Genomic DNA, 25586 nt, shown 5'->3' with positions numbered 1-25586 from the left:
CGATGGGCTCGTACTGGAAGGCGATCTCGTCGAAGCCGGCGTCGCGCGCGATTTCCGACAGCGTGTCTTCGGCGAGCTGGTCGGCCTTGGGATCTTCGTCGATGAAGAACACCGGGCGGCCCAGCACGGCGCGGCGGAATTCATGGCCGGCGGCGCGCTCGGCGCGCTTCTTGAGTTCGCCGATGAAATGCGCCAGCAGCTTGCGGAAGGGCATGGCCTGGCCCATGACCTCGGTGCTGTCGTCCATCATCGACGTGCCGAGCAGGCTCTTGAGCGAGCGCATCAGGCGGCCCTCGTAGCCGGCAAGATAATCGGTCAGCGCGGCACGCCCGTAGCTGACCAGCGGGTCTTCGGCGTGAAAGAAGATGACGGAAGGCAGCGTAACCTTGCCGTCTTCGAGCGGCAGCAGGGTGGGTGCGTCCGATCTCAGCCAGCCGACGGTGGAGTTGGACGTGCCGAAATCGACGCCGCAGGCGTTTGACATCATAGGATTGTGGCTTCTCGAGTGCAGCGGGCGGCATGCGCCTGCACGGGATATCAGGAGCGGGCGCCACCGGCGAAGGGGCGCTATTGTAGTGGCTTTGTGCGACGGATTTTCGGCCATGAGCGGTCGCCCACGAGCGACCGCTTTCAAATAGTTGAGAGTGCACGGGCAAGCGATGAAATCTCACTCCAATATTGAAGCGCTGTTCGACGGCGACAGGACGAGACTTGCGGATTGCTGTGAGCGTACCCACCCCGGCAAGCACCGTCGACATGGTCGAGCGCCAATATCACGCACGACGGCTCGCTGCTGTCATTCCCGAACTTCAAGCTTTCCGAACTCTCGTTCTGATCCGGTACGGTGCCGCCGCCATACCACTGGCAGGCCATTGCTCGCGTTGCACCAGTGGAACGCTGTGATGCATGAGTGCGCCCAAATTCTCCTAAAAATTAACTAAAGCAAGAATTAATATTGCCTCCAACTCGGTGGTCCCCTGGCGTCGGTCCTCGCCTCTCTCAGCCCACAGAGTACGTGGAGGGCCTTGAGGCCGTCTTGTGACCCACAGCGGACGTCTACCCCGTGGCACGCGCTCAAAGACGGATTCTCCCGCGCTGATCCCATCTTGTTAATTAATTAACACGTCAATTAATAGTTTGTAATCATGCGCGAATATTCTGTGGACATGGGCGGAGCGGACAGGCGGCAGCCTCCGGGCCACCATTTGGAAAAGCGGCTTGGTATTGCTGCGTTGGCAGCGGTTATGTTGCTTGGCGGTTGCGCTGTCGGCCCCGACTTCAAGTTGCCTGCGGCTCCGAAGGAAACCTCTTACACCGAGCAGCCATTACCTGCGGCTACCGCCAGTGCACCCGGATTGGGTGGTGCGTCGCAGCGTTTCGCGCACGGTGACGACATACCCGCGCAATGGTGGACGCTGTTCCATTCGACCGAAATCGACGCGCTGGTCAAGGAGGCGCTGACCAACAGCCCGACGTTGGGTGCCGCGCAGGCGACCCTTCGACAAGCCCGCGAAACGCTGAGGGCTAACCAGGGCGGACTTCTTATGCCCAGCGTAACAGCGCAAACGCAGGGGTCACGTCAGCGTACCTCTGGCGGCGCGACCGGCACATCGTTTGGTGCTGCCGAACTGAACACGCTCAATGCAACGGTGAGCGTCTCGTACAACGTTGACGTCTTCGGTAGCGCTCGGCGGCAGATCGAGGGGGTCGAAGCGCAAGTGGAAGCGTCACGGTTTCAGCTTGAGGCCACCTATCTGACGCTGACGGCAAACGTCGTCACCACCGCGTTGCGCGAAGCCTCTTTGCGCGCTCAACTGCAAGCCACGGAGGAGATCGCTGAAGCCCAGGCACAGCAACTCCGTCTTGTGCAGCAACAGTTTTCGGTAGGCGCAGTACCGCGCTCGACGGTTCTACAGCAGCAGACTCAGCTTGCCACGACTCGCGCAAGCATTCCCGGGTTGGAAAAGCAGCTTGGTCAAACGCGCGACCAGCTCGCGGTACTCATAGGCAAGGCGCCATCGGCCGCCGAGTTGCCCGTCATCCGGCTCGAGAACCTGACACTGCCGACCGAATTGCCAGTCAGTGTGCCTTCGTCTCTCGTGCGGCAACGTCCGGACATTAAGGCAAGCGAGGCTCAGCTCCACCAAGCCAGCGCTCAGATCGGCGTTGCCACTGCCGCGATGCTTCCTCAGTTCAGCATTACCGGCGACTACGGTTACCAGGGCTCCCGGCTGGCAAATCTCTTCAATCCGGCAAACGTTCTATGGTCACTGGCGGGCGGCTTGACTCAACCAATCTTCAAGGGCGGGCAATTGACGGCAGAACGCCGCGCCGCCATCGCGGCTTACGAGGCCGCTTGGCAGCAATACCGCAGTACGGTTCTGCAAGGCGTGCAAAACGTCGCCGACACGCTCGTCGCGCTCGAAACCGACGCCCGAACTCTGGCCGCCGATGTCGAGGCTGACAGCCTCGCACGGGAAACGCTGGATCTAGCGGCCGCCCAATACAAGCTGGGGGCTGTGAGCTATCTGACCCTGCTCGATGCGCAGCGTCAGTACTACCAAGCGCACGTAACGCTCATCCAGGCTCAAGCGACTCGCTTTACCGATACCGCAACGTTGTTCCAGGCCCTTGGTGGAGGCTGGTGGAACCGTACTGAATCTTTGGCTGAGGTACCGTCGCCGTCGGCATGGTCTGGCCAAGTTGAACAACAGAATCCGTGAGGACGACCATGGCCGATACCAACACCACCCTTCCTTCATCAGCATCTCTTGCGGAGCCGCGCGGCCCCCAAAAGCGACGTCTGCTTCGACCGATGCTCATCATGGGCGCGATCGTGCTGCTCATTGTCGCGGTTATTGGAGGTACCAAGTTTGTTCAGATATCCAACCTCATCGCTCAAGCAAAGCAGCCGCAACCGCCTGCCGTCGTAACAGCAACAAAGTCGCAGTTGGCTGAGTGGCAACCGAATGTCGCTGCCGTGGGATCAATGAAGGCATTCCGCGGCGTTGATGTCACTACAGAGGCGGGGGGGATCGTCCGGACGATTGCCTTCAAGCCTGGCCAAGGCGTATCGGCAGGAGCACTTCTTGTGCAGCTCAACGCGGATGCCGACGTCGCTCAGCTGCACTCGCTGCAAGCCACGGCCGATTTGGCAGCCACCGTGCTCAAGCGCGACAAGGCGCAGCTCGCGGTCAACGCAGTGTCGCAGGCCCAAGTGGATGCGGATGAGGCTGACCTGAAGTCCAAGCGTGCCGCTGCAGAACAGCAGCGTGCCCTTGTGGAGAAGAAGACGATCCGTGCACCGTTTGCTGGGCGAATCGGTGTGACAAGTGTCAACCCCGGTCAGTACCTGAACCCCGGCGACAAGGTGGCAACGCTGCAAACCGTCGATCCTATCTACATCGACTTCAATGTGCCGCAGGGGCAGCTCTCGGCCATTGCGCTGGGGCAGACGGTCTCCGTGACCACCGACGGCCTGCCCGGGCAGGCATTTGCCGGCAAGGTCACCGCCATCGACACAAAGGTGGACCAAACCACACGCAATGTCATTGTTGAAGCAACCGTTCCGAATCCGAAGCAACTACTTCTGCCGGGCATGTTTGCACGTGCGGCCGTTGCTTCAGGCGCCACGCAGCGTTATCTGACGGTCCCGCAGACCGCAGTGACGTACAACCCGTACGGCACAACCGTATTCATTGCTGCGAAGGGCAAGAACGAGCAAGGGCAAGAGGTGCTGACAGCTCAGCAGACCTTCGTCAAACCTGGGCCGACCCGCGGAGATCAAGTTGCCATTCTGACGGGCATCAAGGAGGGCGACCAGGTCATTACGAGCGGCCAAATGAAGCTCAAGAACGGTTCGCCCGTGAGGATCGACAACAGCATTGCGCCGACGAATGCCATCGCGCCGACGCCGCAGGAGCAGTGAGGTCCAACATGAAATTCACCGACATCTTCATCAAGCGGCCTGTGTGGGCGGTCGTCATCTCTCTACTGATTCTGATTCTGGGCCTGCGCTCGATCTTCGGCCTGCCGGTCAATCAATGGCCGCGTACCGAGAACACCGTGGTTACGATCACCACGAACTACTACGGGGCAGACGCGGCCACTGTGGCGGGGTTCATCACGCAGCCGATGGAGTCAGCCATCGCGCAAGCGCAAGGGATCGATTACCTGTCGTCCTCGAGCATCACCGGTGTCTCCACAATTACCGCGACGCTTCGGCTGAACTACGATTCGAGCAAGGCGCTCACCGAGATCAACACGCAGATCAACTCGGTGAAGAACCAACTGCCCGCGCAAGCACAGCAGCCCGTGCTATCGGTGGCGGTGGGACAGACAACGGACGCCATGTACCTTGGGTTCTACAGCGATGTTCTGGCCACCAACAACATCACCGACTACCTGGCCCGTGTCGTCAAGCCTAAGCTCGATGCCATTGAGGGCGTGCAGACGGCGGAGATATTGGGCGGGCGGCAGTTTGCCCTGCGAGCATGGCTTGATCCGGCCAAGCTGGCTGCGCACAACGTCTCGGCTCAGGACGTCTACGCTGCACTGTCAAACAACAATTATCTGTCCGCTGTTGGTTCAACCAAGGGACAGATGGTGAAGGTCGACCTTACCGCCGGTACGGATCTGCACAACGTAGACGAGTTCAAGCGTCTTGTGATCAAGCAGAACGGCGACGCACTGGTTCACCTGGAAGACGTGGCCAATGTCACGCTGGGCGCGGAAAACTATGACACCAGCGTTGCCTTCTCGGGCAAGCGTTCGGTGTTCATCGGTATCAAGGTGGCGCCCAACGCCAACATCTTGACCGTGGCCGAGAAGGTGCGCCAAGCATTTCCGGAGCTGAAGTCTCAGTTGCCCGCCGGAGTGCGCGGCGACATTGTTTACGACTCGACGGAGTTCATCAACACGTCGATCGATGAGGTCATCAAGACGCTGGCTGAGGCGCTTCTCATCGTCACGATCGTCATTTATCTGTTCCTTGGAGCGTTTCGCGCAGTCATCGTGCCGCTGGTGGCCATTCCGCTGTCACTAGTAGGAACCTTCTTCATCATGTTCCTGCTCGGATACTCGATCAACCTGCTGACTTTGTTGGCGTTGGTTCTTGCAATCGGGCTGGTGGTGGATGACGCCATCATCGTGGTGGAGAACGTTGATCGGCACATCAAGGAAGAGGGAAAGAGCGTCATGGAAGCGGCGCTCATCGCAGCCCGAGAACTTGGCGGCCCGATCCTGGCCATGACGGTGGTGCTGGTCGCCGCTTACGTGCCCATTGGCTTGCGCAGTGGCCTCACTGGGGCATTGTTCAAGGAGTTCTGTTTCTCCTTGGCTGGAGCTGTCACCGTGTCTGGCATCGTGGCGCTGACGCTCTCGCCGATGATGACTTCGCGGCTGTTTAAATCTGGTCAGGACGAAGGCCGCTTTGCCCGCCTGCTGGACCATTATTTTGATCGCCTGCGCGGCGCTTACCACCGCCTGCTCACAAAGGGCATCAACATTTGGCCTGTTCTCGTGACCTTCGGGTTCATTCTGTTTGCCTTGGTTGCGGCGGCTGGTCTTACGGCACGAAGTGAGCTTTCACCGACAGAAGACCAAGGCCTTGTCTTCATGCAACTTCGGGGGGCTCCAAATGCTTCGCCGCAGCAGATGCAGATGCTCGCAGACCATGCTTATCAGATCGCGAAGAAGGAGCCGGAGTACGACCAGATGTTCCAACTGACGGGCGTTCCCGCGCTCAATCAGGGCCTAGGTGGTGTTCTTCTGAAGCCGTGGAACCAGCGCGACCGTTCGCAGGCTGATCTGGTCCGAGATCTACAACGCAAGTGGAGCGAGGTCGCGGGTGCCCAGATTGCCGCCTTCCCGCTTCCGTCTCTGCCGGGGGCGCAGGGTCTGCCGGTGCAGTTTGTTATCACCACAACGGAGCCCATCGAAAACCTGAACGAGGTCGCACAGGCGGTCATGGCTGAGGCCCAGAAACAGCAATTGTTCTGGTTTGCGGATCTTGATCTCAAGCTCGACAAGCCGCAGGCCAAACTCGTCGTCGATCGCGAGAAGATTGCCGCGCTCGGGATGACGGAGGCGGACGTCGGTGCGGCGCTATCTGCGGCATTGGGCGGCAACTATGTGAACTACTTCTCCATCGCCGGGCGGTCATACAAGGTGATTCCTCAGACGTTGCAGGTAGATCGCCTGAATCCGGATCAAATCCTGGACTACTACATCCGTACCCCTTCCGGATCGATGATCCCCGCTCGAACGGTTGCCCATATCGAAACATCTGTGCAGCCCGAGTCGATCAACCACTTCCAGCAGTTGAACTCCGCGACGATCTCTGGGGTGAGCGGACTTTCTCAAGGCGAGTTGCTTGAAAAGATGCGCACGATTCTCACCAAGGTAGCGCCGAAGGGGTACTCGGCGGACTACTCGGGCGAGTCGCGTCAGTTCATGCAGGAGTCTGGGGGCTTCGTTGGCCTGCTGCTGTTCTCGATCCTGATTGTGTACCTTGCATTGGCCTTCCAGTTTGAGAGCTACCGCGATCCGATCGTGATCTTGTTCTCCGTGCCGCCTGCACTTTTTGGTGCTCTGGCATTCATCACCACCGGTTTCGCGTCCATCAACGTCTATACGCAGGTGGGTCTTGTGACCCTGCTGGGATTGATTACCAAGCATGGGATTCTCATTGTTCAGTTTGCCAATGAACTCCAACGTGCTGGACGTAGCAAGCGTGAGGCGATCGAAGAGGCAGCGGCTGTGCGCTTGCGTCCGATTCTGATGACAACGGCTGCAATGGTGCTGGGCGTCGTCCCGCTCGTCTGGGCCTCGGGTGCGGGTGCCGCAGGGCGCCATGACATGGGGCTGGTCATCTTCGCTGGGCTAGGGATCGGAACCATGTTGACCCTCTTCCTGGTGCCCGCGATGTACATGTTCATTGGCACAACGCATCGGTCGGAGGTCGCGAGCCAAGCGGATTCGGTGCCCAGCCCAGCGGTCTGAAGAGCCTAGTCATTCTCCACGAACCGAATTCATGACCGCTCAGGGATCCTCCAATCGGCGCTCCACGCCCGGCCGTCGGCCGGGCCCCTCCGATTCGCACAGCAGAGAGCGATTGCTGGATGAAGCGTTGAAATTGTTCGCCGAGCGCGGCATCGCCAATACCACGCTCGCTCAGATTGCCGAAGCGGCCGAGGTGACATCCGCCATGGTCCACTACAGATTCGAGAGTCGTGACAAGCTGCTGGACGCCATTGTGGAGGAACGCTTGGCTCCGCAGATTCGCGAGATATGGGAGCCTGCCGATTTCGCTCGCGAGTCTGTACTCGAGGTCATTCAAGGCATTGCCCGGCGTGTACTGTCGATCATTGATCACGCTCCCTGGCTGCCTCCGCTGTGGTTGCGCGAGATCATCCAAGAGGGTGGCATGCTGAGGGAGCGGGTCATGCAGCGCATTCCGGACCGGAAAAGCATGGTCTTCAGAAACATCGTCGCGGAGGCGCAGCGCAGCGGAGAAATCAATCCCCAGCTTTCTCCAGATCTGCTCTTCATCTCGCTGATGGCACTGCTGATGGTGCCCCATGCGGCTGCGACGATCCGCGGACGCCTCAGCTCTAGTTCGCCTCTCGACAACGCCACCATTGATCGCCATGTGCTTTCTCTGCTGACGCATGGATTGTCTCCATCGGAGGCGGGCCAGCCCCCGAAGGCCGACGTGCTTTAGCTGAGAGCGGTCGGCGGGCGCGCGATCAGTAACGGTCAAGCGCCGAACACACTTTCGTCAATGTAAAAGCCTGGGACACAGCGATTGCGCTCTTATCGTTCCGCTCATGGAACGTATTTGTGCATTTCACTATCTTCCGTTGCTAATTTGCGTTGCATATAGTGGCCCGTGTGTTGAAGCCGGGCCGTTTCGCAAGGTAAGTCGCTGCCCCGGTATCTGGAGTTGAACCCATGAGAAAGAAGTTTGGAAGAAGCGCTTCTGATCGAGCGCAGGCGCCGATTAACGAAGCGAAGTGCAAGGCGCCAGCCGGCACCATTCGTCCAGTGGTCGACGCCCAACGTTGCGAAGGCAAGGCGGCGTGTGTCGCGGTATGTCCTTACAACGTATTTGAGATCGGCCGCTTGGCGGACGATGTCTTCAGCGCGATGCCGCTGCGCGTGAAGTTCAAGCTGTGGGCCCATGGCAAGAAGACGGCATACACGCCTAACGCCGACGCCTGCAGGGCGTGTGGCTTGTGTGTGAGCGCTTGTCCGGAGAAAGCCATCAAGTTGGTGCGGCACGAGCATGACCGTGCGGGTATGGCCGGCTCGTTAAGCAGTGCAACATAGTTCGGAGTTCATCGTGTCAGTACAGTTTTCCCCAATTTTGACAACCAGCAGACGAGGCGATCGCAAATCCTTCCAGGTTGACAGCCTCGATCTGACGCCGCTCGGCAACCGGGCATCGCCCGTCTTTGTGCTTGACGATTTCCGTGTACGCGGTCAGCCATTTGCACCGCATCCGCACGCCGGCTTCTCTGCCGTTACCTATGTCTTTCAGGACTCGGCAGGCCGCTTGCGTAGCCGCGATTCGCTGGGAAACGACATTGTTGTCGGGCCCGGAGGCATCGTCTGGTCTGAAGCAGGCCGCGGCATGATGCATGAGGAACTGCCGGCTGAACTCAGTCTCGAGCTGCACGGTCTGCAATTCTTCGTCAACCTGCATGCATCCAACAAGCTCAAGACGCCAGCCGTGCACAGCCTGGACGGCCCTGACGTGCCTGAGTGGACCAATGGCAGTGGAGATCGTGTACGCGTGGTCGTTGGGACGTTCGAAGACGTTTCGTCTCCGTTGGCGCCGGTCGAGCCTTTTACGTTGCTCGACGTCGAACTGAAGCGCGACATCGCGTTTTCTTTGGCGAGCGCTCACAACGCTTTCCTGTATGTCTTCTCAGGCGAGGTCCTGATTCGCTCTGACCGGCGCGAGCAGCGGGTCGCCCACGGGCATGGTCTGGCGCTTGCCGGTGACGGTTCAACGCTGACATTCCACGCATGGCGGCCAAGCCAGTTCCTGCTGCTATCGGGTGCGGATATTCAAGAGCCGACTGTCGTCAACGGTCCCTTTGTCATGAACACCACCGAGCAAGTCCGTGACGCCATTGAGCGCTATCGGCGTGGTGAGATGGGCGAACTCGCGCCCTACGAAAGCGCTTGAACACACCTGAGCCCGCTTTCCTACATCAACTTGCTCCCTTGTCTCTAGCCATTTAAAGGAAGTCATCATGAAAGACGTATCGAAACCTACCGCCACATTTGCCCTTGTTGGGCGCATCCTGCTTGCGCTGCTCTTTCTGGGGAGTGGCTTTAACAAGCTTGCGACGCCGGCGGCCACGCAAGGCTATATCGCTTCGGTTGGAGTAGCGATGCCGCTCGCTGCCTACCTGGTGGCCGTCGTGGTTGAAGTGGGCGGCGGTTTGATGCTGCTGGCTGGGTATCGCGCACGCATTGCGGCCCTGTTTCTAGCTGCATTTACGGCCGCAGCAGCAGCGCTGTTCCATAGCAACATGGCCGATCCCAACCAGATGATCCATGCGATGAAAAATCTCGCGATCATCGGTGGGTTGCTGCAGGTAGTCGCATTCGGCGCCGGCGCACTGAGCATTGATCAGCGCCGAGCAAAGGCAGTGCAACGGGCCTCCGTCGCGTAATCGGCATTTGCGAATGCGAAAGCTGGCCTTCTAAACATGAGGCGCATCCCGGTGTCTAGCTTGCCGCCGGGACGTCTCTGCTAGAAGGGCTACGCAACCCGCGTCGCAACGACGGGTAGCCCGCGATTACCGCCCCATGCTTGGAGCCGACTCACCATGTCCGCTGTTATCGATCGCCTGCCGATGCGGGTAATGATTCCCCTGTTTTGCGTCGTCGCTATTGATGCAATCGGCATGGGGGTCATCCTGCCGTTACTGCCGTTCTACTCGCAGCATTTCGGTGCGAGTCCGTTCGCCATCGGCGCGCTCGTGGCGGTGTTCTCGCTCGGCCAGATCATTGCGGCGCCAACGCTTGGCAAGCTCTCAGATCGTCTGGGGCGGAAAATCGTGCTGGTGGGTAGTCAACTCGGCACCTTTGCTAGCCTGGTGCTTCTCGCCAGTGCGGGCAACCTGCTGGTTGTCTTCCTCGCGCGCATCGTCGACGGTGTCACATCCGGCAATCTCTCCGTCGCCAGCGCCTATGCAATCGATCACAGCACGCCAAAGAATCGCCGCCAAGCAATCGGGATGATCAGTGCAGGTGTGGGCGTGGGGATGATGGTCGGTCCCTCGCTCGCTGCTGGCCTGTCCCATATATCAATGACCGCCCCGATCTGGGGGGCTGCGCTGCTGTCGGCGTTGAGCTTGGTCGTGAATCTGATTTTCTTGCCGAACGCTGAAAAGCACCGCACGGGCGATGCGAGGCCTCAGACCTTATCGCTGCGACAGACCCTTCGGATGCCGGGAACCCTACCGGTGCTGATTGTCCTGGGGCTCTTCTATGTTGGCTTTGCGATGTACGTTTCGCAGTTTGCGCTGTTTCTGCAGGCGCACTACGCGTGGAATGGTCATGCCTTCGGGCCGCGAGAAGTCGGCTATATCTTTACGGCGTCGGGGTTCGTCAACATCATCGTTCAGGCGGCTGGGATGAAAAAGCTCGAGCGTCTCTTCCCAGATAGCGTGCTCTGCGCGTTCAGTTTGCTGCTGTTCTGCGCAGGCCTAGGAGTCCTGAGCATATTTCCGGGGCTGGCAGCGCTTGCCGTGGGGTTACTGCTGGCGAGCGTCGGCACGGCAATGAGCAGGCCAAGTCTGATGGCAGCCTTGTCTATGACTTCGTCGCCGCAACAACAGGGGGCGCTCATGGGATTGAGCAGCGCCTTGATGGCAATCTCTAACATCGTTGGACCATTGGCTGCCGGTACCCTGATACAGCATGGCCTTTACCTTGGCTGGTCCGTGGCCATCGCGTGCCTCATGGCCGCAGGCGGTATCACTGTTTTTGTGCTGGCTCGTAGCAAGAAATGGCCAAGCCATCGCCATCTAGCCGAGGCACAAGAGCCACTGCAACGCAGCCCCGCCTGAGGGCCCGAGGACGGCGTTCTCAGCGTGAATCCCGCTTGGAACGGTAGAGGGGCCAAGCTGGAGAACTTCGTTCGATCGTCTTGAACAGATCAACAGATGCGCTGTGCAATTCTTCCGAGCAGAAGTGGCATGGTGCCAGCCGGGGTCATGTCCTCGCCTGTGTGTCGGAGTCGTCTCCGAGCGTTGCCACCAACGCATCCAGGAACGCTCTGGTCCTGGCGGGCATAAGCCGCCGCCCAGGAAAGACGGCCCAGATTTTCCCCGCCGGCATGTGCCATTCCGGCAGTAGCTGCGTAAGCAACCCTTGCTGCACCGCTTCGCGAGCATAGTACTCCGGCACGCTGACGACACCGAAGCCCGCCTGAGCCATACGCATCAGCACGGCGGGGGAGTTTGCAATGCTGTATTGCTGCGGCGTTCCGCTCCAGCGCTCTTTGTCCGGGTCTTGGCCGCGCTCGAGCGTCCACCCGCGTGGATCACCGGTTCGCGTTTGCAACAGCAAGCCGTGTAGGCGGAGCAGGTCGTCCGGGACTTCGGGCTTACCCGCGCGACGTAGATAGTCCGGCGACGCATAGAGGCCAACGTTAAGTTCGGCCAACTTGCGCGCACTGAGATCGCTATCCTCCAGCGACTCTCCCACGCGGACCGCCAAATCGTAATTCTCGCCAATCAGGTCCACTCGTCGGGACGACAAGTCCATCTCGAGCACGATTGCTGGATGCTCGCGCACGAAATTGGCCAGCATCTCAGGTAGCGCGCTTGCAGCCAAATCGGCAAGCAGCGAGACACGCAACCGCCCACTAGGCTTGGCCTGCCGGTGTTGCGCCAAAGCAAGTGCACCATCCACTTCGGTCGCCACCGCGCGAGCGTGCTCAAGCACATGTACGCCGAAATCGGTGATCGTCAGCTTGCGCGAGCTACGGTTGACGAGCCGCTCCCCCAGTCGCTTCTCCAAGGCCGCAATACGCCGCGACACAGTGGATTTGGGCAGTCGCAAGCGGTCAGCTGCGCGGCTGAAGCTGCCGACTTCAGCGACGCGAGCAAACAGCAGGAGGTCGTTTGCGTCGAGGTCGATCATAGAGAGAAGTTCTCAATTCTTCGTTCCATCTGAGCAACGAAGATGTGCAATTTTCGATCTACCGTTGCTGTATTGCAGTTTATAGACTCCAAAACGTGAATGTCAACGCGCTATTGGAGCCGCCATGAATATCCTGCAAATCAACTCGAGTGCCCGTCCGTACGCCAACGGAGAGGGTTCGCAATCCACCCGTCTTGCCACTGAGCTTGTGCGAGGCCTTGAAGAGGCCAGCCCCGGAGCGGTGGTGGTAGTTCGCGATCTAGGCCAGACCCCGCCTCCTCTGGTGGACGGCGCGGCACTGCAGGCGCTGCACACGCCGGCCGAACATCGCTCACCAGAGCAGCGTGATCGCGTCGCTGCAGACGATGCGTTGATTGCGGAAGTGCTCGCGGCCGATGTCATCGTACTCGGCGTGCCGATGTACAACTTCAGCATTCCTGCCCAACTGAAGGCATGGATCGATGCCATCTGCCGTGCCGGCGTGACCTTCAGCTACGGCGCGCAGGGCCCCGTGGGGCTGCTTCGGAACAAGACCGTGTACGCGGTTCTCTCGCGCGGTGGCGTGCATCGAGATCAGCCTACCGACGTGATTGCGCCCTATCTGAAAGTCACGCTTGGTTTCCTCGGAATGACGGACGTGCGCTTCGTTTATGCAGAAGGTCTTGCGATGGGCCCGGACATGGCCACGCGTTCAATTGCCGATGCGCAGGCACAGATCCAGAACTACGTTGAAGACTTTGCGGCGGTATGAATCTGCGGTTGGTGCTGCGGAGGCCGATGCCGGCGAGCAAATGTATCGCGATCCATTGATGAGCGTGATGACAGCCTTGCGTTTCCGTTTTGGTCAACTGGCCGAGATTAAGCGGGTGTCGCTCCGATGCGGTTCTTGAAGGCTGTCGTCTTCATTGGCGCTTCGCTCCGTGTCCTCCATTTCATTACGAGCCCTAACCAAAAATGATCGGAACACAACCCTACGCCGAGCCTAAGTTTCGTGAGATTCAAGGTCGCAAGATGGCCTATCTCGACGAAGGCCGCGGCTCCGCCATTGTCTTTCAGCACGGACAGCCTACGTCTTCGTATGTGTGGCGCAATGTCATGCCTCATCTTGAAGGGCTCGGGCGGCTCGTTGCTGCCGACCTGATCGGGATGGGCGCTTCGCAGAAAGTTGAACCAGCCGACCCCAGCAACTACAGCTACGCGCAGCACAGAGAACATCTGTTCGCTCTGTGGGATGCGCTTGACCTAGGCGACGACATCATCCTAGTGCTGGACGACTGGGGTGCCACCCTCGGCTTTGACTGGGCCAACCGCAATCGCGACCGCGTCAAGGGGATTGTCCATATGGAAGCCGTTGCGGTGCCCATGAGTTGGGCCGATATTCCGGAGCCCGGACAACCCCTTTTCAGGGCACTGCGCTCGGCTGCTGGTGAGGAGCTTGTCCTCCAGCAGAACCTGTTCATTGAGCAGCGTTTGCCGGCCGCCATCATGCGTCCCCTGACAGAAGACGAGATGACCGTCTATCGGCGCCCGTTCCTGCACGCAGGGGAGGATCGCCGGCCTACCTTGTCCTGGCCGCGCAGCTTGCCGCTGGATGCCGACCTCACGGATGTGCACCGAGCAATGGCGGGCTACGGCCCATGGATTGCCAGCGATGCAGTGCCCAAGCTGCTGATCAATGGTGACCCAGGCGCCATCATGACCGGCCGCATCCGCGACGAAGTTCACGGCTGGAAGAACCAGACCGAAGTCACCGTCAAGGGCCGCAAGATTTTGCAAGAAGACAGCCCGGACGAAATCGGCGCTGCAATCGCCGCGTTCGTCAAACGTGTTCGCTCTGACAACAGGATCTGAACGCACCCATTCAGAGACGCGAGGAGTTCTGCAATGAAGGTTTCCAAATTAGCCTACGTGGGGGCGCACGCATCTGACATGGATTCGTGGCGCAAGTACGGACCCGAGGTCCTCGGGATGGAGCTCGGCCGCGAGAGTTCCGACAACTTGATTTATCTGCGTGCCGACGAGCGCCATCACCGGCTAAGCATTCATCCAGGGGAATCGGATGATATTGCGTACATCGGCTGGGAAGTGGCGAACCACGAGGCGCTGGAGGTGGTGGCCGCCAATCTTGACCGAGCCGGCGTCAAAGTCTTGCCAGGTACGCCGTCAGAGCTAGCGGAGCGGCGTGTGCTTGAACTCGCGCATTTCACCTGTCCTCACACCGGTGTGCGCATGGAGCTGACCGTCGGGAACGAGGTGGTCTTTAATCCGCGCTTTATGCCGACGCGGGCCCTGACCGGCTTCAAGACGGCCGACCTCGGGCTTGGTCACGTCGTGTTGTATGTCACCTCGGATATCAAAGCCGTGGCAGATTTCTATGTGCGCACACTAGGTTTTGGGATTTCCGATTGGGTGGTGAGCCCAGAGGGCGTGCCGTTGGCCGTGTTCCTCCATTGCAACGCACGACATCATTCCATGGCGCTGATCTTCTATCCTCCGGCGCCCCGGAAGATTCAACATGTTTTCTTCGAAACCAATTCGCTCGACGACATCGGAACCACGTACGACCTGTGCCAGCAGCGCGAGATTGCTGCCACCGGCATCGGTCGCCACCCCAATGATCAGTCGGTGTCCTTCTACTTCCGCAACCCGTCCCGCTGGTTCATTGAATACGGTTGGGATCTTCGGACCGTTGATCCGCAAAACCTGACGGTGGAGAGCTACGTCTTGCGTCCGGGGATGTCATGGGGGCACGCTGGGCTGCGGAACTTGGAAGACGGCGCCCGACCGCGTGAGGCGATTGTCCAGTCTGCGGTGTCAAACTGAGTTTGCGGCGGTGTGCGGCCAGCCCATATGGGTTGGAGTTGCCGCACTGAACGTTCTTTGGCTCCTTCACGATGAGCTGATACAGCAGGAGGTCGCTACCCGGGGGAGCGTCAGATTGAACAGAAGTGATCTGGGTGACGGAGAGATCACCGGGCGGCTATAGGCGGCATGGTGTGAGGTTGTGTCCCGCTACGCTGGTTGTTCCGTGTCTATTCGGTAGGGCTCGCGTTCGCGGGCCTTTTTTTTGGGGTAACCCGGTATGGTTTGTGGGTCAGGAGCGTCGTGCCAAGCGGACGCCCGGCCAGGGTAGTGATCATCTGATGCATCGTAAGCAATTGATTTATAAGGGATTATTGTTCAAAAGCCGACGCGGCTGCCTCGAGCAGTTCCAAATTGAGTGACCAAAGTTCCAGATTGAGTGAATCTCGACAACCGACATCGGGCATTCCCCATTCTTGAAATCGTAATACCCCGTCCCTATAATTAGCACTCGCCGGGCTGGAGTGCTAACAACGCCTCCGCCCCCGAAAGCTTGACCGAAGCGCCGCGCTCTGCGGCGCGTTTTGTGAATAAACACTCACTTTGCATTGAGGAGTTTGTATGAACCTGCGTCCCTTGCATGATCGCGTGATCGTGAAGCGCCTGGACAACGAAACGAAGACCGCTTCCGGCATCGTCATTCCTGACGCCGCCGCTGAAAAGCCGGACCAAGGTGAAGTGCTGGCCGTCGGCCCGGGCAAGAAAGACGACAAGGGCAATGCGATCGCGCTGGACGTGAAGGTCGGCGACCGCGTGCTGTTCGGCAAGTACGCCGGCCAATCCGTCAAGGTGGAAGGCCAGGAAGTCCTGGTCATGCGCGAAGAAGACATCATGGCCGTGGTGGCGAAGTAAGCGTGCGCTCAAGCGCAACGGCTTACCAGTAACCCAATCCTCATTGCCTGCGCCCCATTCAGGTTGGCGCGGGCAATATCCCAAGATTTCGGAGATTCTCAAGATGGCAGCTAAAGACGTAGTGTTCGGCGACGCCGCACGTGCCAAGATGGTTGAAGGCGTGAACATTCTCGCCAACGCCGTGAAGGTGACCCTGGGCCCGAAGGGCCGCAACGTGGTGCTGGAGCGCAGCTTCGGCGGCCCGACCGTGACCAAGGACGGTGTGTCGGTCGCCAAGGAAATCGAGCTGAAGGACAAGCTGCAGAACATGGGCGCGCAAATGGTCAAGGAAGTCGCTTCCAAGACCAGCGACAACGCCGGTGACGGCACCACCACCGCAACGGTGCTGGCCCAGTCGATCGTGCGCGAAGGCATGAAGTACGTTGCCGCCGGCATGAACCCGATGGACCTGAAGCGCGGTATCGACAAGGCCGTTGCTGCAGCCGTGGAAGAGCTGAAGAACATCAGCAAGCCGACCACCACCAGCAAGGAAATCGCACAAGTTGGCGCCATCTCGGCCAACAGCGACGAATCCATCGGCCAGCGCATCGCTGAAGCCATGGACAAGGTTGGCAAGGAAGGCGTGATCACCGTGGAAGACGGCAAGTCGCTCGCCGACGAGCTGGACGTCGTGGAAGGTATGCAGTTCGACCGCGGCTACCTGTCGCCGTACTTCATTAACAACCCGGAAAAGCAAGTTGTCCAACTGGACAACCCGTTCGTTCTGCTGTTCGACAAGAAGGTCAGCAACATCCGTGACCTGCTGCCGGTGCTGGAGCAAGTGGCCAAGGCTGGCCGTCCGCTGCTGATCATTGCTGAAGACGTTGAAGGCGAAGCCCTGGCAACGCTGGTGGTCAACAACATCCGTGGCATCCTGAAGACCGCCGCCGTCAAGGCTCCGGGCTTCGGCGACCGCCGCAAGGCCATGCTGGAAGACATCGCCATCCTGACGGGCGGCCAAGTCATCGCTGAAGAAGTCGGCCTGACGCTGGAAAAGGCAACCCTGAATGATCTGGGCCAAGCCAAGCGCGTTGAAATCGGCAAGGAAAACACCACGATCATCGATGGCGCAGGCGATGCCCGCAACATCGAAGCGCGCGTGAAGCAAGTGCGTGCCCAGATCGAAGAAGCGACCTCGGACTACGACCGTGAAAAGCTGCAAGAGCGCGTGGCCAAGCTGGCCGGCGGTGTTGCCGTGATCAAGGTTGGCGCAGCCACCGAAGTCGAAATGAAGGAAAAGAAGGCTCGCGTGGAAGATGCACTGCACGCAACGCGCGCTGCCGTGGAAGAAGGTATCGTGGCTGGCGGCGGTGTTGCACTGCTGCGCGCCCGCGCTGCCATCTCGGGCCTGAAGGGTTCCAACGCTGACCAAGACGCCGGCATCAAGATCGTGCTGCGCGCCATGGAAGAGCCGCTGCGCCAGATCGTCACGAACGCTGGCGACGAGGCTTCGGTTGTGGTGGCCAACGTGATCGCCGGCAAGGGCAACCACGGCTACAACGCCGCCACCGGCGAGTACGGTGACCTGGTGGAAATGGGCGTGCTGGACCCGACCAAGGTGACCCGCACCGCGCTGCAGAACGCCGCTTCGGTCGCGTCGCTGATGCTGACGACGGATTGCGCCGTTGCAGAACTGCCGAAGGAAGATGCAGCTCCGGCAATGCCGGGCGGCATGGGTGGCATGGGTGGCATGGACGGCATGATGTAATTTGCCAGTCCGGCAACTCGGCCCGGCCGCTGGTTCTTCCGGCGGTTGTTCCAAACAAAAAACCCCGTGGGTGCAAGCCTACGGGGTTTTTTGTTATATGCATGACTGTTTTCGTCCCTGATTTGTTAACGCGCCGTTAACGCTGCATTGCGGCAGGCTTCGCTACAATCGGCCCACCCGCGAGCCTCTGTTTCTGAGCGGGCACGACAACAACACAGGGAAGGGAAAACAGATGAACGACATCGCACGCGAGCCCGTCCTGGGCGGCGCCCAGGCTCCGGCTGCCCCGCAACCCTTGCGGATGCGCTTTATCGGCAGCGGCTCGGAATACTTCCGTATCTGGATCGTCAACCTGCTGCTGACCATCGTCACGCTGGGCATCTACTCGGCCTGGGCGAAGGTGCGCACGATGCAGTATTTCTACCGCAACACGCAGTTGGCCGGATCGAGCTTCGACTATCACGGTAGCCCGACCGCCATTCTCAAGGGTCGCGCGATCATCTTCGTGCTGGCACTGGCGTTCAACCTGCTCGGCCATTCCTCGCCGGTGCTGTCGCTGGTGTTCCTGGCACTGCTGGCGGCTGCCTTTCCGTGGCTGCTGGTGCGCTCGCTGCGCTTCCGCATGGCCAACTCCAGCTATCGCGGCCTGCGTTTCGCCTTCACGGGTAAGGATGCAGAAGGCTACATGGTGTTTCTGGTCTGGCCGATCCTGAGTGTCTTCACCGCGTACCTGCTGGCGCCGCTGGCGCACCAGCGCTTCAAGCGGTATCAGCATCGCAACACGCGCTTTGGCACCACGCCCTTCGATTTTTCGGGCACGCCGGGCAACTTCTATGGCGTGTATCTGCGCACGTTCGGGTTGGCGCTGCTCGCCGTCGTAGCAGCGGGTGCCTTGATTCTTCTGACCGGTATTTCGTTCAGCAAGGGTGCCAACAACGCTAGCGCCGCCATCGGTATCGCCATTGCCGTGGTGCTGATGTACTTGGCGATGCTGTTCCTGGCACCGTACTTCATGTCGCGCCTGCAGAACGTGGTGTGGAACCACACCACGCTGGGCCCGCATCGCTTCCAGAGCCAAGTGGCGGCCGGCAAGCTGTTCTGGATCTACGTGTCGAACGCGGTGCTGATTGCCATCACCATTGGCCTGTTCACGCCGTTTGCGCGCGTGCGTACGTTGCGCTACAAGCTTGACTCGGTGACGCTGTTTGCGGCCGGTTCGCTCGACACCTTCGTGGCAGGCGAAACCACCAAGGTAAGCGCGCTGGGCGACGCTGCGGTGGACTGGTACGACATCGACATCGCGCTGTAAGCGCGCCGGAAGGTCACGCCCATGATTCTCGCCACCTACTTCGACGGCCGAACCTCGCGCGCGCAACCCGTGCGTCTTGCCGTCGAGGCGGGCGAGGCGGCGCTGTTCGACACCGACGGTACGCTGTTGCGCCGTGCAGCACTGCCGACGCTGCGCGTGTCGGAGCGCGTCAAGCATGCGCCGCGCCTGATCACGTTTGAAGACGGCGCCTTCTGCGAGATTGCCGACCCGGCGGAGCAGGCGGCGCTCAACACGCTGCTGCAGCGCACCGGTCATCAAGAAGGTCTGGTGGTGCGTGCGCAGAACAGCTGGAAGCTGGCGCTGGGTGCGCTGATCGTGACGGTGCTGGTGCTGGTGATCGGCTATCGCTACGGCCTGCCATGGGGCGCCAAGGTGGTCGCAAGCATGGTGCCCCAGCGCGTGGAACTGCAGCTCGGGCGCGGTACGCTGCGCGCGCTGGACGAGCGCTGGCTTAAGCCCAGCAAGCTGCCGGAGGCGCAGCAGGCGCGCATTCGCGCACGCTTTGCGGCCCTGCGCGCACCGCAGGCCACGCATACCTACAACATCGTCTTTCGGGATGCGGGCTCCTTGGGCGCCAACGCATTCGCGCTGCCCGGCGGCGACATCATCGTGACCGATGCGCTGGTCAAGCTGGTGGGCGAGGGTGATGGCCTCACGGGTGTGCTGGCGCACGAGGCAGGGCACGTCGAGTATCGCCACGGCCTGCGCCAGCTGATTCAGTCCTCTGCCATTGGAGCGACGGCAGCGCTGCTCTTTGGCGATGTGTCGACCATCTTGTCGGGCGTGCCGGCAGCGATGCTCACGCTGCGCTATTCGCGTGACTACGAGCGCGATGCAGACCACTACGCTGCGCAACTGCTGCAGGACAACGGTCTGTCTGTCGGTGCGTTTGCAGATGTGCTGCAGGCGCTGGAAGACACGCATGGCGGCACGCGCAAGGCTGATGACGCGAAGAAGTCCGGCACCACCAGCGATGATGACGCCTCGGCGTTCTTCTCCTCCCACCCGCTCACGCGTGAGCGTATCGACACGCTGCGCCGCTTTGACCGCACGCACGGTGCTTCGGGCGCGGACACCAACTGATCTCTCTGCATCTGCATCGTTAGAAGCAGCGGCCATTCCTAACGGATAGCCGTTGTTGTTTGTGCGAGATCGATCGCGTGGCTATCGGAATGTCCAGAACCGATGCAGGACGAAGGTGATTGGCGGCACGACCGCCAGAATGCACAGCAGGCCCGCCCAGTAGCTGAGCCCCACCGTCTGCGCGAGCCATGAGATTGACAGTGTAAGCGCGAGCCCGAACAGCGAAACGCAGTAGAAGCGCAGAAAGTTTGCGCCGCCCGGTTTGGCTGAGAAGCTCCACAGCGCATTGAGCAGGTAGGAGCACACATTGGCGCAGACGAACGCCACGCCATTGGCCGTGACCTGTGTCGTGGAGAAGCCGTTGATGAGCGTGGTTGCAATGGCGACGTGCACGCCGGTAGCCGCCACGCCGGATACCCCGAAGCGCAGCACACGCACGATTGCCATGGGGTCTGGCAGTCGGCGTGCGATGGCGCGGGGGAGTCCGGCCGCGAATGTGTCTGCGCTGCTGGGTTGTGCTGGCCGCATGATGTCTCCTTGCTCGCCTGCATTGCGTGCCGCCTGGCGACGCGTTAGCGCCGGCCAGCGTGGGCGCGCTGACGATCGCTCTGCGCCATGCGCAGCTTCACGCTGGCCAGGGAGATCACATCGCGGTTGCCCAAGACACGCTCGCGTGGGCGGCGCACCTGGTAGCGGCGCTTGACGAGGTAGATCGGGCGCCCCTTGGCCTCGTCGTAGATGCGGCCGATGTACTCGCCCACCACGCCCAGGCCGATCAGCTGCAGGCCGCCGAAAAAGAGCAGCAGTGACAGCACTGACGCATAGCCCGGCACATCCACACCAAAGACCAACGTGCGCGCGATGATGTACGCGCCATAGAAGAAGGCCAGCGACGCGATCATCGCACCCAGGTAAGTCCAGCTGCGCAGCGGCAGCGTGCTGAAGCTGGTGATGCCTTCCAGTGCGAAGTTCCACAGGCGCCAGCCCGAGAACTTGGACTGCCCGGCGCTGCGCGGTTCGCGTTCGTACTGCACCACCACCGTGGTGTAGCCCACCCACGCAAACAGCCCCTTCATGAAGCGGTGCCGCTCGGGCAGTTGCTTGATCGCGTTGACGACCACGCGGTCCATCAGGCGGAAGTCCCCCACGTTTTCGGGCAGTTTCAGGTCGGAGAGCCGATTGTGGATGCGGTAGTAGGCTTTGGCCGTCACGCGCTTGAGCCATGGGTCGCATGCGCGGCTGCTGCGCTGGGCGAGCACGACTTCCGCGCCTCGGTGCCAGTGCGCAACCAGCGTGGGGATCAGCTCAGGCGGGTCTTGCAGGTCGGCATCGATGGGAATGACGGCATCGCCCATTGCTTCATCCAGCCCAGCAGTGAGCGCGGCTTCCTTGCCGAAGTTGCGCGTGAGATCGATCACGCGCACGCGCGCATCAACGTGCGAGACCGCGATGAGCCGGGCGAGTGTGTCGTCCGCGCTGCCGTCGTTGACGCACACGATCTCGAAATGCACATCCGCAATGGATTCGAGAATCGGCACTACGCGTGCGAAGAACGCGTCGATGGCCAGGCTCTCGTTATAGAACGGCACCACCAGCGAGAGCAGTGGTGTGTCGTGATGACCTTGATGATTCGGTTGCATGACTTCCCCCAATGTTGTTGCTAGAGCGCAGACCTATGGTTGGTCTGTCGTTGGTTATCCGGAGACGTGCACGCTGGTCTGCACTGGCATGCGACGCGCAAGGGGCACCTCGGGCGGCATGCTGGCGGCACGGGCTGCGTTGTGCTGGCGCACGCGCTGCACAATCAGCGCCATCACGGCAACGAAGAAGAACGGCCCGACCTGTGGCAGATGGAACAGCGGGTTGGTGAACTCAAACACTGGCAGCAGCCATGCCGCGACGAGCAGCGTGCGCTCGGTGCCCGACAGCCCGAACCGGATGCCGTGGCTCACGTAGCCCGCAATGGCAACGACAAGCCAGGTCAGCTCATAGGCGCGCACGTAGGGTGAAATGAGCAGCGTGCCCGTGGCCAGCACGGCGATACGCAAGCCGCTGTCGTTACTGCGGCGCCAGACATACGCTGTGGTGATCACTGCCAGCACGGCCATGGTCATCTGGATGACATAGGCCAGCTTTACGCCAAAACCGGCGGCACGCGCCGCAGCCAGGAACGTCGGCATGACGTACCAGGCAGTGCCGCCATGTTCGACCAGATTGGTCTCGGCCCAATGCGCGTTGTGGAAGAAGGCCGGCACCGTGTCCCAGCCGCACACTGCAATGCTGACGGCGGTGAACACCACGGCGGTGACGGCCGCGCTGGCCAGCGTCTTCCAGGCGCGCGTGATGAGCAGCACGACGGGAAACAGCATGGCCAACTGCGGCTTGATGGCAAGCAGGCCGATGGCAACACCTGCCAGCACCGGGCGCTTGTCGAGCCACGCGACAGCGGTTGCGGCCAGCCCGGCAGTGAGCAGGGAATTCTGCCCCATCAACACCGTCACGAACACCGCCGGCGAACCGACTATCGACATCCACGCATGCTGGCGTGAGTTGACCTGACGGCCCAGCAGCCCGAGGGTGGCCTTCACGTAGAACAGCCCGGTGGCCAGCATGAACAGCAGGTAGCTCGGCCACAGCGGCAGCAACGACAGCGGCAACACCAGCAACAGGAAGGTCGGCGGGTAGAGCCAGGGCAGGATGCGCTCGGTGCCGGCTTCCAGCGTGCCGTACTGGTTGATCACCGCCATGATCTTGTCGATGTCGTAGGCGTGCAGTGGGTGGCTGTGCAGCGCGATGTGCGAGGCGCCCCAGAACACGGAGAAGTCCGACGCCGGCCCGGTGATGCGTGCATCGGTGAAACCGTTCGTCACCCACGCGCCCAGGGCGAAGATCAGCAGCGACAGGCACAGCGTGATCTGGCTGCCCCTGCGTACCGTGTAGGCGTTGATCCAGTGACGGGCCGTCGATGATTGCACCACCGACTGCGAAGCGCCATGCGCCATCGCGTGTTCTTGGGAGGGTTGGTGCATGACGTTTCCCCGTTTGGATGCGTTTGCGTTGGCTAGTCCGCCAGGCGCGGCGGTACGTAGGCACCGTAGTTGGTGCCGGTGCCGCCGCCGCTGACTTTTGTGTTGCTGGTGAAGTGGCCTTCGATGTAGGAGTGCGAGCCGTTGATGTTGACCTTCGTGATCGTGAAGCCGGCAAACGCAACAACCGGCGAACTCGAACCGGGGGTGACGCTGGACACCACTGGCATGGTCACAGTGAGCGGGTCGCGGGAATCGCCATATAGACGCTGGTTTTCACGCCGTTGGCGATGTTGATGCTCTGGCCGACGCTAAGGCTGGTGGGGTTGCCGCCGGTGACCAGCCCCTTCTCGGTGCTGGCGTCGGTTGCGCCGGTGAACCCCGTCCATTCGCCGCTATAGCAGGTTGGGCTGCTCGACGGGTAGCTGGTCTCGATATCAATCACGTAGGGTTGCCCTGTTGAGGGATCGTTGGTGGGTTGATTCATGGTCGAGTTCCAGTACAGAGAGAACAGGCACTGGTTGAGTGCCACTGGGAACAGGGCCCCGGGGTTTGCGGTGCCCGGTGCAGCAATGACAGCTACCGCCGTGGCTTGGATGGCGGCGGCCCCGCCACCGAAGACCCATGCGAGCCAGCCTTTGACGGCACCACCGTTGTTGCCGGAGCTGCGCGAAATGGTGACTTGCACGCCCGGCACATCGTTGGTCCCAGGGGTGATGGTTTGTGCCTGCATGCCGGCCGGGCTGCCGGTCAGGTTCCAGTAGCCGGCGGTGACGGTGCCGGCGGCAAGCGCCTTTCCATCAGAGCCGTTCAGCGAGATTGCATTGGTGCCCTTGGTGACGCCGTTGCTCCACTGCGGCGTGGGGCTGATCGGGTTGAGCCCGGCAGCGCCCGCCAGTGCGGCCGCATCTGCTGCGTTCTGAAGCTCATTGCGCACGACGTACAGGTGTGCGATGTCGACGGCCATCGCGCCAATCGACAAAAAGATGATCAGCAGTACCGGGGCGATCATTCCGACCGCGCCGCGTTGCCGAAGATTGAGCGCTCGCGTGTTCATGGCATGCCTCGCTGGGTGGCGCTATTCGCACAGCATGGTGGTCTGCGCGCTCATCGCCAGCGACCCCGTGAACGGGGCCAGCTTGCCCAGCACCAGGCCGGTGAAGGTGTACGACACCGTCACCGTGAGCGGATTGCCGGTGGCCGAGCAGGTGGTGACCGAACCCACGGTGCAATTGGCCGCCGCGCCAAATGTCACCAGCTTGTTCTGGCAGTAGGTGGTCGCCACGCTCTGGATCTTGGTGCTGGTCGGCACCGGGTTGCCGAAGACCACGCCCGCACGCGCGGCCTCGCGGCTGGCATTGGTGATGACGGCCTTGTCATACCAAGCCGCACCAAACTCAACGATGCCGAACACGACCAACAGCAGGATCGGGAAGACCAGGGCAAACTCGACACCGGCAGCACCTCGCATCTTGCGCGTGAGCTGTGCGGTACGGTGGGTGGCACGGGAGCGCATGATGGTCTCCTAGGCTTGATGAGGCAACGTCCAAAGCAAGGTCAAAGGCAGCGCTACTGTTGGATGGCAACCGAGCGCAGTGCGCCGATCACCTGAATGGCAGCCGGGCCCAGCAGCACGACAAACAGTGACGGGAAGATGCAGAAGATCAGCGGGAACAGGATCTTGGTGCCGATCTTGGCGGCGCGCTCTTCGGCCAGCATGTGCCGCTTGGTGCGCAGCATGTCCGAATGCACGCGCAGTGAATCCGCCACGCTGGTGCCGAAGCGGTCGGCCTGGATCAGCATAGCCACCAGCATGCTCACGTCTTCCACACCGGTGCGGGCGGCCAGGTTGCGTAGCGCTTTCTCGCGTGCCAGGCCGGCGCGCAACTCCAGCGTCAGCAGTTCGTATTCTTCGGCCAGGGCCGGGCGCGCGGTGCGCATTTCCTCCACCACGCGCAGCACTGCGGCATCCAGCCCCAGTCCGGCTTCCACGCACACCATGATGAGGTCGAGGCTGTCCGGAAACGCTTCAAAGATGTCGCGCTGGCGGCGGCGAATTTTCATCTTCAGCGCGATGTTCGGCAGATAGAAACCGAGTAGCGCCGCAGCAAACAGCACGGTCAAGTATTCGTTCTGGTGGTTGGCATCAAAGCGGCCCAGCAATGCCACGGAGAGCAGCAGCGGCATCCCCGCGGCCAACAGTGTCTTGATGCCAAAGTAGATGGTGGGCGCTTCCGGCGAGCGCCAGCCAGCGTGTACGAAGCGCGTGCGTAGGTTGGACTGCTCCCAGCCTTCTTTGGGCAGCGAGGCCTTGGCCAGCGGCTTGGCGATCTGGCCCACCTTGCGCAGCCAGTCGTACGGATTCTCTCGCGGTACCAACCCCGGGGCTTCGCGGTCGATCTGCCCAAGGCGGCGCTGCAGCGCGCTTGGCCGCAAGACCGAGAGCGCAATCAGCACGGCGCCAAAGACGATGATGAACGTTCCGCCGAGCAATACTGTCTGTGCGATCTGCATGTCC

General features: G+C 60.9%; 22 protein-coding genes and 1 pseudogene. 15 read left to right on the top strand and 8 right to left on the bottom strand.

Features of this window, described 5'->3' with window-relative positions:
- A partial coding sequence (locus JHD73_RS11500; protein WP_199030404.1) for an Hsp70 family protein occupies window positions 1-487 on the bottom strand: 487 nt, incomplete at its 3' end.
- A gap of 658 nt (window positions 488-1145) precedes the next feature.
- Between JHD73_RS11500 and JHD73_RS11495 the strand changes: the two genes are divergently transcribed.
- From JHD73_RS11495 to JHD73_RS11460, 8 genes are all read left to right on the top strand, one after another.
- Complete coding sequence (locus tag JHD73_RS11495) at window positions 1146-2723, top strand: efflux transporter outer membrane subunit (protein ID WP_233176907.1); 1578 nt, start codon at window positions 1146-1148, stop codon at window positions 2721-2723.
- Between the two features lie 92 nt (window positions 2724-2815).
- Window positions 2816-3928, top strand: a complete 1113-nt coding sequence (locus tag JHD73_RS11490; protein WP_199030403.1) for an efflux RND transporter periplasmic adaptor subunit — start codon at window positions 2816-2818, stop codon at window positions 3926-3928.
- An 8-nt stretch (window positions 3929-3936) separates the two neighbouring features.
- The gene (locus JHD73_RS11485; RefSeq protein WP_199030402.1) at window positions 3937-7002 is read left to right on the top strand and encodes an efflux RND transporter permease subunit; all 3066 of its coding nucleotides are present in this window, start codon (window positions 3937-3939) and stop codon (window positions 7000-7002) included.
- Window positions 7003-7033: 31 nt separating this feature from the next.
- Window positions 7034-7723 carry a TetR/AcrR family transcriptional regulator gene (locus JHD73_RS11480; RefSeq protein WP_199030401.1) on the top strand — a complete coding sequence of 230 codons (690 nt, stop codon included), beginning with the start codon at window positions 7034-7036 and terminating at the stop codon, window positions 7721-7723.
- 230 nt (window positions 7724-7953) lie between these two features.
- Window positions 7954-8331: a 4Fe-4S binding protein gene (locus tag JHD73_RS11475; RefSeq protein WP_048935177.1), complete on the top strand. Its 378-nt coding sequence runs from the start codon at window positions 7954-7956 to the stop codon at window positions 8329-8331.
- Between the two features lie 13 nt (window positions 8332-8344).
- Window positions 8345-9196 carry a pirin family protein gene (locus JHD73_RS11470; protein WP_182585155.1) on the top strand — a complete coding sequence of 284 codons (852 nt, stop codon included), beginning with the start codon at window positions 8345-8347 and terminating at the stop codon, window positions 9194-9196.
- A gap of 67 nt (window positions 9197-9263) precedes the next feature.
- Entirely contained in the window at window positions 9264-9689 is a 426-nt protein-coding gene (locus JHD73_RS11465; protein ID WP_048935175.1) for a DoxX family protein, read from the top strand.
- Between the two features lie 156 nt (window positions 9690-9845).
- Complete coding sequence (locus JHD73_RS11460) at window positions 9846-11090, top strand: MFS transporter (RefSeq protein WP_199030400.1); 1245 nt, start codon at window positions 9846-9848, stop codon at window positions 11088-11090.
- A gap of 145 nt (window positions 11091-11235) precedes the next feature.
- Here the strand turns inward: JHD73_RS11460 and JHD73_RS11455 are convergent, their stop codons facing one another.
- Window positions 11236-12168 carry a LysR family transcriptional regulator gene (locus JHD73_RS11455; protein WP_233176906.1) on the bottom strand — a complete coding sequence of 311 codons (933 nt, stop codon included), beginning with the start codon at window positions 12166-12168 and terminating at the stop codon, window positions 11236-11238.
- A 124-nt stretch (window positions 12169-12292) separates the two neighbouring features.
- Here JHD73_RS11455 and JHD73_RS11450 point away from each other — a divergent pair, with 124 nt between their 5' ends.
- The 7 genes from JHD73_RS11450 to JHD73_RS11420 all read left to right on the top strand — a co-directional run bounded on the left by JHD73_RS11450 (window position 12293) and on the right by JHD73_RS11420 (window position 20042).
- Entirely contained in the window at window positions 12293-12919 is a 627-nt protein-coding gene (locus tag JHD73_RS11450) for an FMN-dependent NADH-azoreductase (RefSeq protein ID WP_048935172.1), read from the top strand.
- Between the two features lie 203 nt (window positions 12920-13122).
- Window positions 13123-14019: a haloalkane dehalogenase gene (locus tag JHD73_RS11445; RefSeq protein WP_199030399.1), complete on the top strand. Its 897-nt coding sequence runs from the start codon at window positions 13123-13125 to the stop codon at window positions 14017-14019.
- Window positions 14020-14052: 33 nt separating this feature from the next.
- A complete protein-coding gene (locus JHD73_RS11440; RefSeq protein WP_082170275.1) occupies window positions 14053-14991 on the top strand; it encodes a VOC family protein in 939 nt (312 codons plus the stop codon).
- A 600-nt stretch (window positions 14992-15591) separates the two neighbouring features.
- Window positions 15592-15882 (top strand): co-chaperone GroES, encoded by a 291-nt coding sequence (gene groES / locus JHD73_RS11435; RefSeq protein WP_199030398.1) that lies wholly within the window; start codon window positions 15592-15594, stop codon window positions 15880-15882.
- 103 nt (window positions 15883-15985) lie between these two features.
- Window positions 15986-17629 carry a chaperonin GroEL gene (groL, locus tag JHD73_RS11430; RefSeq protein WP_199030397.1) on the top strand — a complete coding sequence of 548 codons (1644 nt, stop codon included), beginning with the start codon at window positions 15986-15988 and terminating at the stop codon, window positions 17627-17629.
- A gap of 232 nt (window positions 17630-17861) precedes the next feature.
- Window positions 17862-18938, top strand: a complete 1077-nt coding sequence (locus JHD73_RS11425) for a YjgN family protein (RefSeq protein ID WP_199030396.1) — start codon at window positions 17862-17864, stop codon at window positions 18936-18938.
- Window positions 18939-18959: 21 nt separating this feature from the next.
- Window positions 18960-20042, top strand: coding sequence for a M48 family metallopeptidase (locus JHD73_RS11420; protein WP_199030395.1), 1083 nt, complete (start codon window positions 18960-18962; stop codon window positions 20040-20042).
- Between the two features lie 81 nt (window positions 20043-20123).
- Here JHD73_RS11420 and JHD73_RS11415 read toward each other — a convergent pair whose 3' ends face one another.
- From JHD73_RS11415 to JHD73_RS11390, 6 genes and pseudogenes are all read right to left on the bottom strand, one after another.
- A complete protein-coding gene (locus JHD73_RS11415; RefSeq protein WP_199030394.1) occupies window positions 20124-20570 on the bottom strand; it encodes a GtrA family protein in 447 nt (148 codons plus the stop codon).
- Window positions 20571-20614: 44 nt separating this feature from the next.
- Window positions 20615-21682: a glycosyltransferase family 2 protein gene (locus JHD73_RS11410; protein ID WP_199030393.1), complete on the bottom strand. Its 1068-nt coding sequence runs from the start codon at window positions 21680-21682 to the stop codon at window positions 20615-20617.
- 54 nt (window positions 21683-21736) lie between these two features.
- Window positions 21737-23044: a glycosyltransferase family 87 protein gene (locus JHD73_RS11405; protein WP_199030407.1), complete on the bottom strand. Its 1308-nt coding sequence runs from the start codon at window positions 23042-23044 to the stop codon at window positions 21737-21739.
- A 59-nt stretch (window positions 23045-23103) separates the two neighbouring features.
- A pseudogene (locus JHD73_RS11400) lies at window positions 23104-24125 on the bottom strand (TadG family pilus assembly protein).
- Window positions 24126-24146: 21 nt separating this feature from the next.
- Window positions 24147-24584 carry a TadE/TadG family type IV pilus assembly protein gene (locus JHD73_RS11395; RefSeq protein ID WP_199030392.1) on the bottom strand — a complete coding sequence of 146 codons (438 nt, stop codon included), beginning with the start codon at window positions 24582-24584 and terminating at the stop codon, window positions 24147-24149.
- Between the two features lie 53 nt (window positions 24585-24637).
- Window positions 24638-25582, bottom strand: coding sequence for a type II secretion system F family protein (locus JHD73_RS11390; protein WP_199030391.1), 945 nt, complete (start codon window positions 25580-25582; stop codon window positions 24638-24640).
- Window positions 25583-25586 lie beyond the last annotated feature (4 nt).

It is taken from the genome of Ralstonia sp. ASV6, from assembly GCF_016429285.1.
Lineage (GTDB): Bacteria > Pseudomonadota > Gammaproteobacteria > Burkholderiales > Burkholderiaceae > Ralstonia > Ralstonia flaminis.
This window is presented reverse-complemented; position numbering and strand designations above follow the sequence as displayed.

What these genes read in the sequence shown, in the direction of transcription:
- JHD73_RS11410 (WP_199030393.1), bottom strand. Translation starts at nt 21,682, where the DNA reads ATGCAACCGAATCATCAAGGTCATCACGACACACCACTGCTCTCGCTG.
- JHD73_RS11420 (WP_199030395.1), top strand. Translation starts at nt 18,960, where the DNA reads ATGATTCTCGCCACCTACTTCGACGGCCGAACCTCGCGCGCGCAACCC.
- JHD73_RS11395 (WP_199030392.1), bottom strand. Translation starts at nt 24,584, where the DNA reads ATGCGCTCCCGTGCCACCCACCGTACCGCACAGCTCACGCGCAAGATG.
- JHD73_RS11440 (WP_082170275.1), top strand. Translation starts at nt 14,053, where the DNA reads ATGAAGGTTTCCAAATTAGCCTACGTGGGGGCGCACGCATCTGACATG.
- JHD73_RS11485 (WP_199030402.1), top strand. Translation starts at nt 3,937, where the DNA reads ATGAAATTCACCGACATCTTCATCAAGCGGCCTGTGTGGGCGGTCGTC.
- JHD73_RS11465 (WP_048935175.1), top strand. Translation starts at nt 9,264, where the DNA reads ATGAAAGACGTATCGAAACCTACCGCCACATTTGCCCTTGTTGGGCGC.
- groL (WP_199030397.1), top strand. Translation starts at nt 15,986, where the DNA reads ATGGCAGCTAAAGACGTAGTGTTCGGCGACGCCGCACGTGCCAAGATG.
- JHD73_RS11445 (WP_199030399.1), top strand. Translation starts at nt 13,123, where the DNA reads ATGATCGGAACACAACCCTACGCCGAGCCTAAGTTTCGTGAGATTCAA.
- JHD73_RS11475 (WP_048935177.1), top strand. Translation starts at nt 7,954, where the DNA reads ATGAGAAAGAAGTTTGGAAGAAGCGCTTCTGATCGAGCGCAGGCGCCG.
- JHD73_RS11405 (WP_199030407.1), bottom strand. Translation starts at nt 23,044, where the DNA reads ATGGCGCATGGCGCTTCGCAGTCGGTGGTGCAATCATCGACGGCCCGT.
- JHD73_RS11480 (WP_199030401.1), top strand. Translation starts at nt 7,034, where the DNA reads ATGACCGCTCAGGGATCCTCCAATCGGCGCTCCACGCCCGGCCGTCGG.
- JHD73_RS11415 (WP_199030394.1), bottom strand. Translation starts at nt 20,570, where the DNA reads ATGCGGCCAGCACAACCCAGCAGCGCAGACACATTCGCGGCCGGACTC.
- JHD73_RS11455 (WP_233176906.1), bottom strand. Translation starts at nt 12,168, where the DNA reads ATGATCGACCTCGACGCAAACGACCTCCTGCTGTTTGCTCGCGTCGCT.
- JHD73_RS11495 (WP_233176907.1), top strand. Translation starts at nt 1,146, where the DNA reads ATGCGCGAATATTCTGTGGACATGGGCGGAGCGGACAGGCGGCAGCCT.
- groES (WP_199030398.1), top strand. Translation starts at nt 15,592, where the DNA reads ATGAACCTGCGTCCCTTGCATGATCGCGTGATCGTGAAGCGCCTGGAC.
- JHD73_RS11390 (WP_199030391.1), bottom strand. Translation starts at nt 25,582, where the DNA reads ATGCAGATCGCACAGACAGTATTGCTCGGCGGAACGTTCATCATCGTC.
- JHD73_RS11450 (WP_048935172.1), top strand. Translation starts at nt 12,293, where the DNA reads ATGAATATCCTGCAAATCAACTCGAGTGCCCGTCCGTACGCCAACGGA.
- JHD73_RS11490 (WP_199030403.1), top strand. Translation starts at nt 2,816, where the DNA reads ATGCTCATCATGGGCGCGATCGTGCTGCTCATTGTCGCGGTTATTGGA.
- JHD73_RS11460 (WP_199030400.1), top strand. Translation starts at nt 9,846, where the DNA reads ATGTCCGCTGTTATCGATCGCCTGCCGATGCGGGTAATGATTCCCCTG.
- JHD73_RS11425 (WP_199030396.1), top strand. Translation starts at nt 17,862, where the DNA reads ATGAACGACATCGCACGCGAGCCCGTCCTGGGCGGCGCCCAGGCTCCG.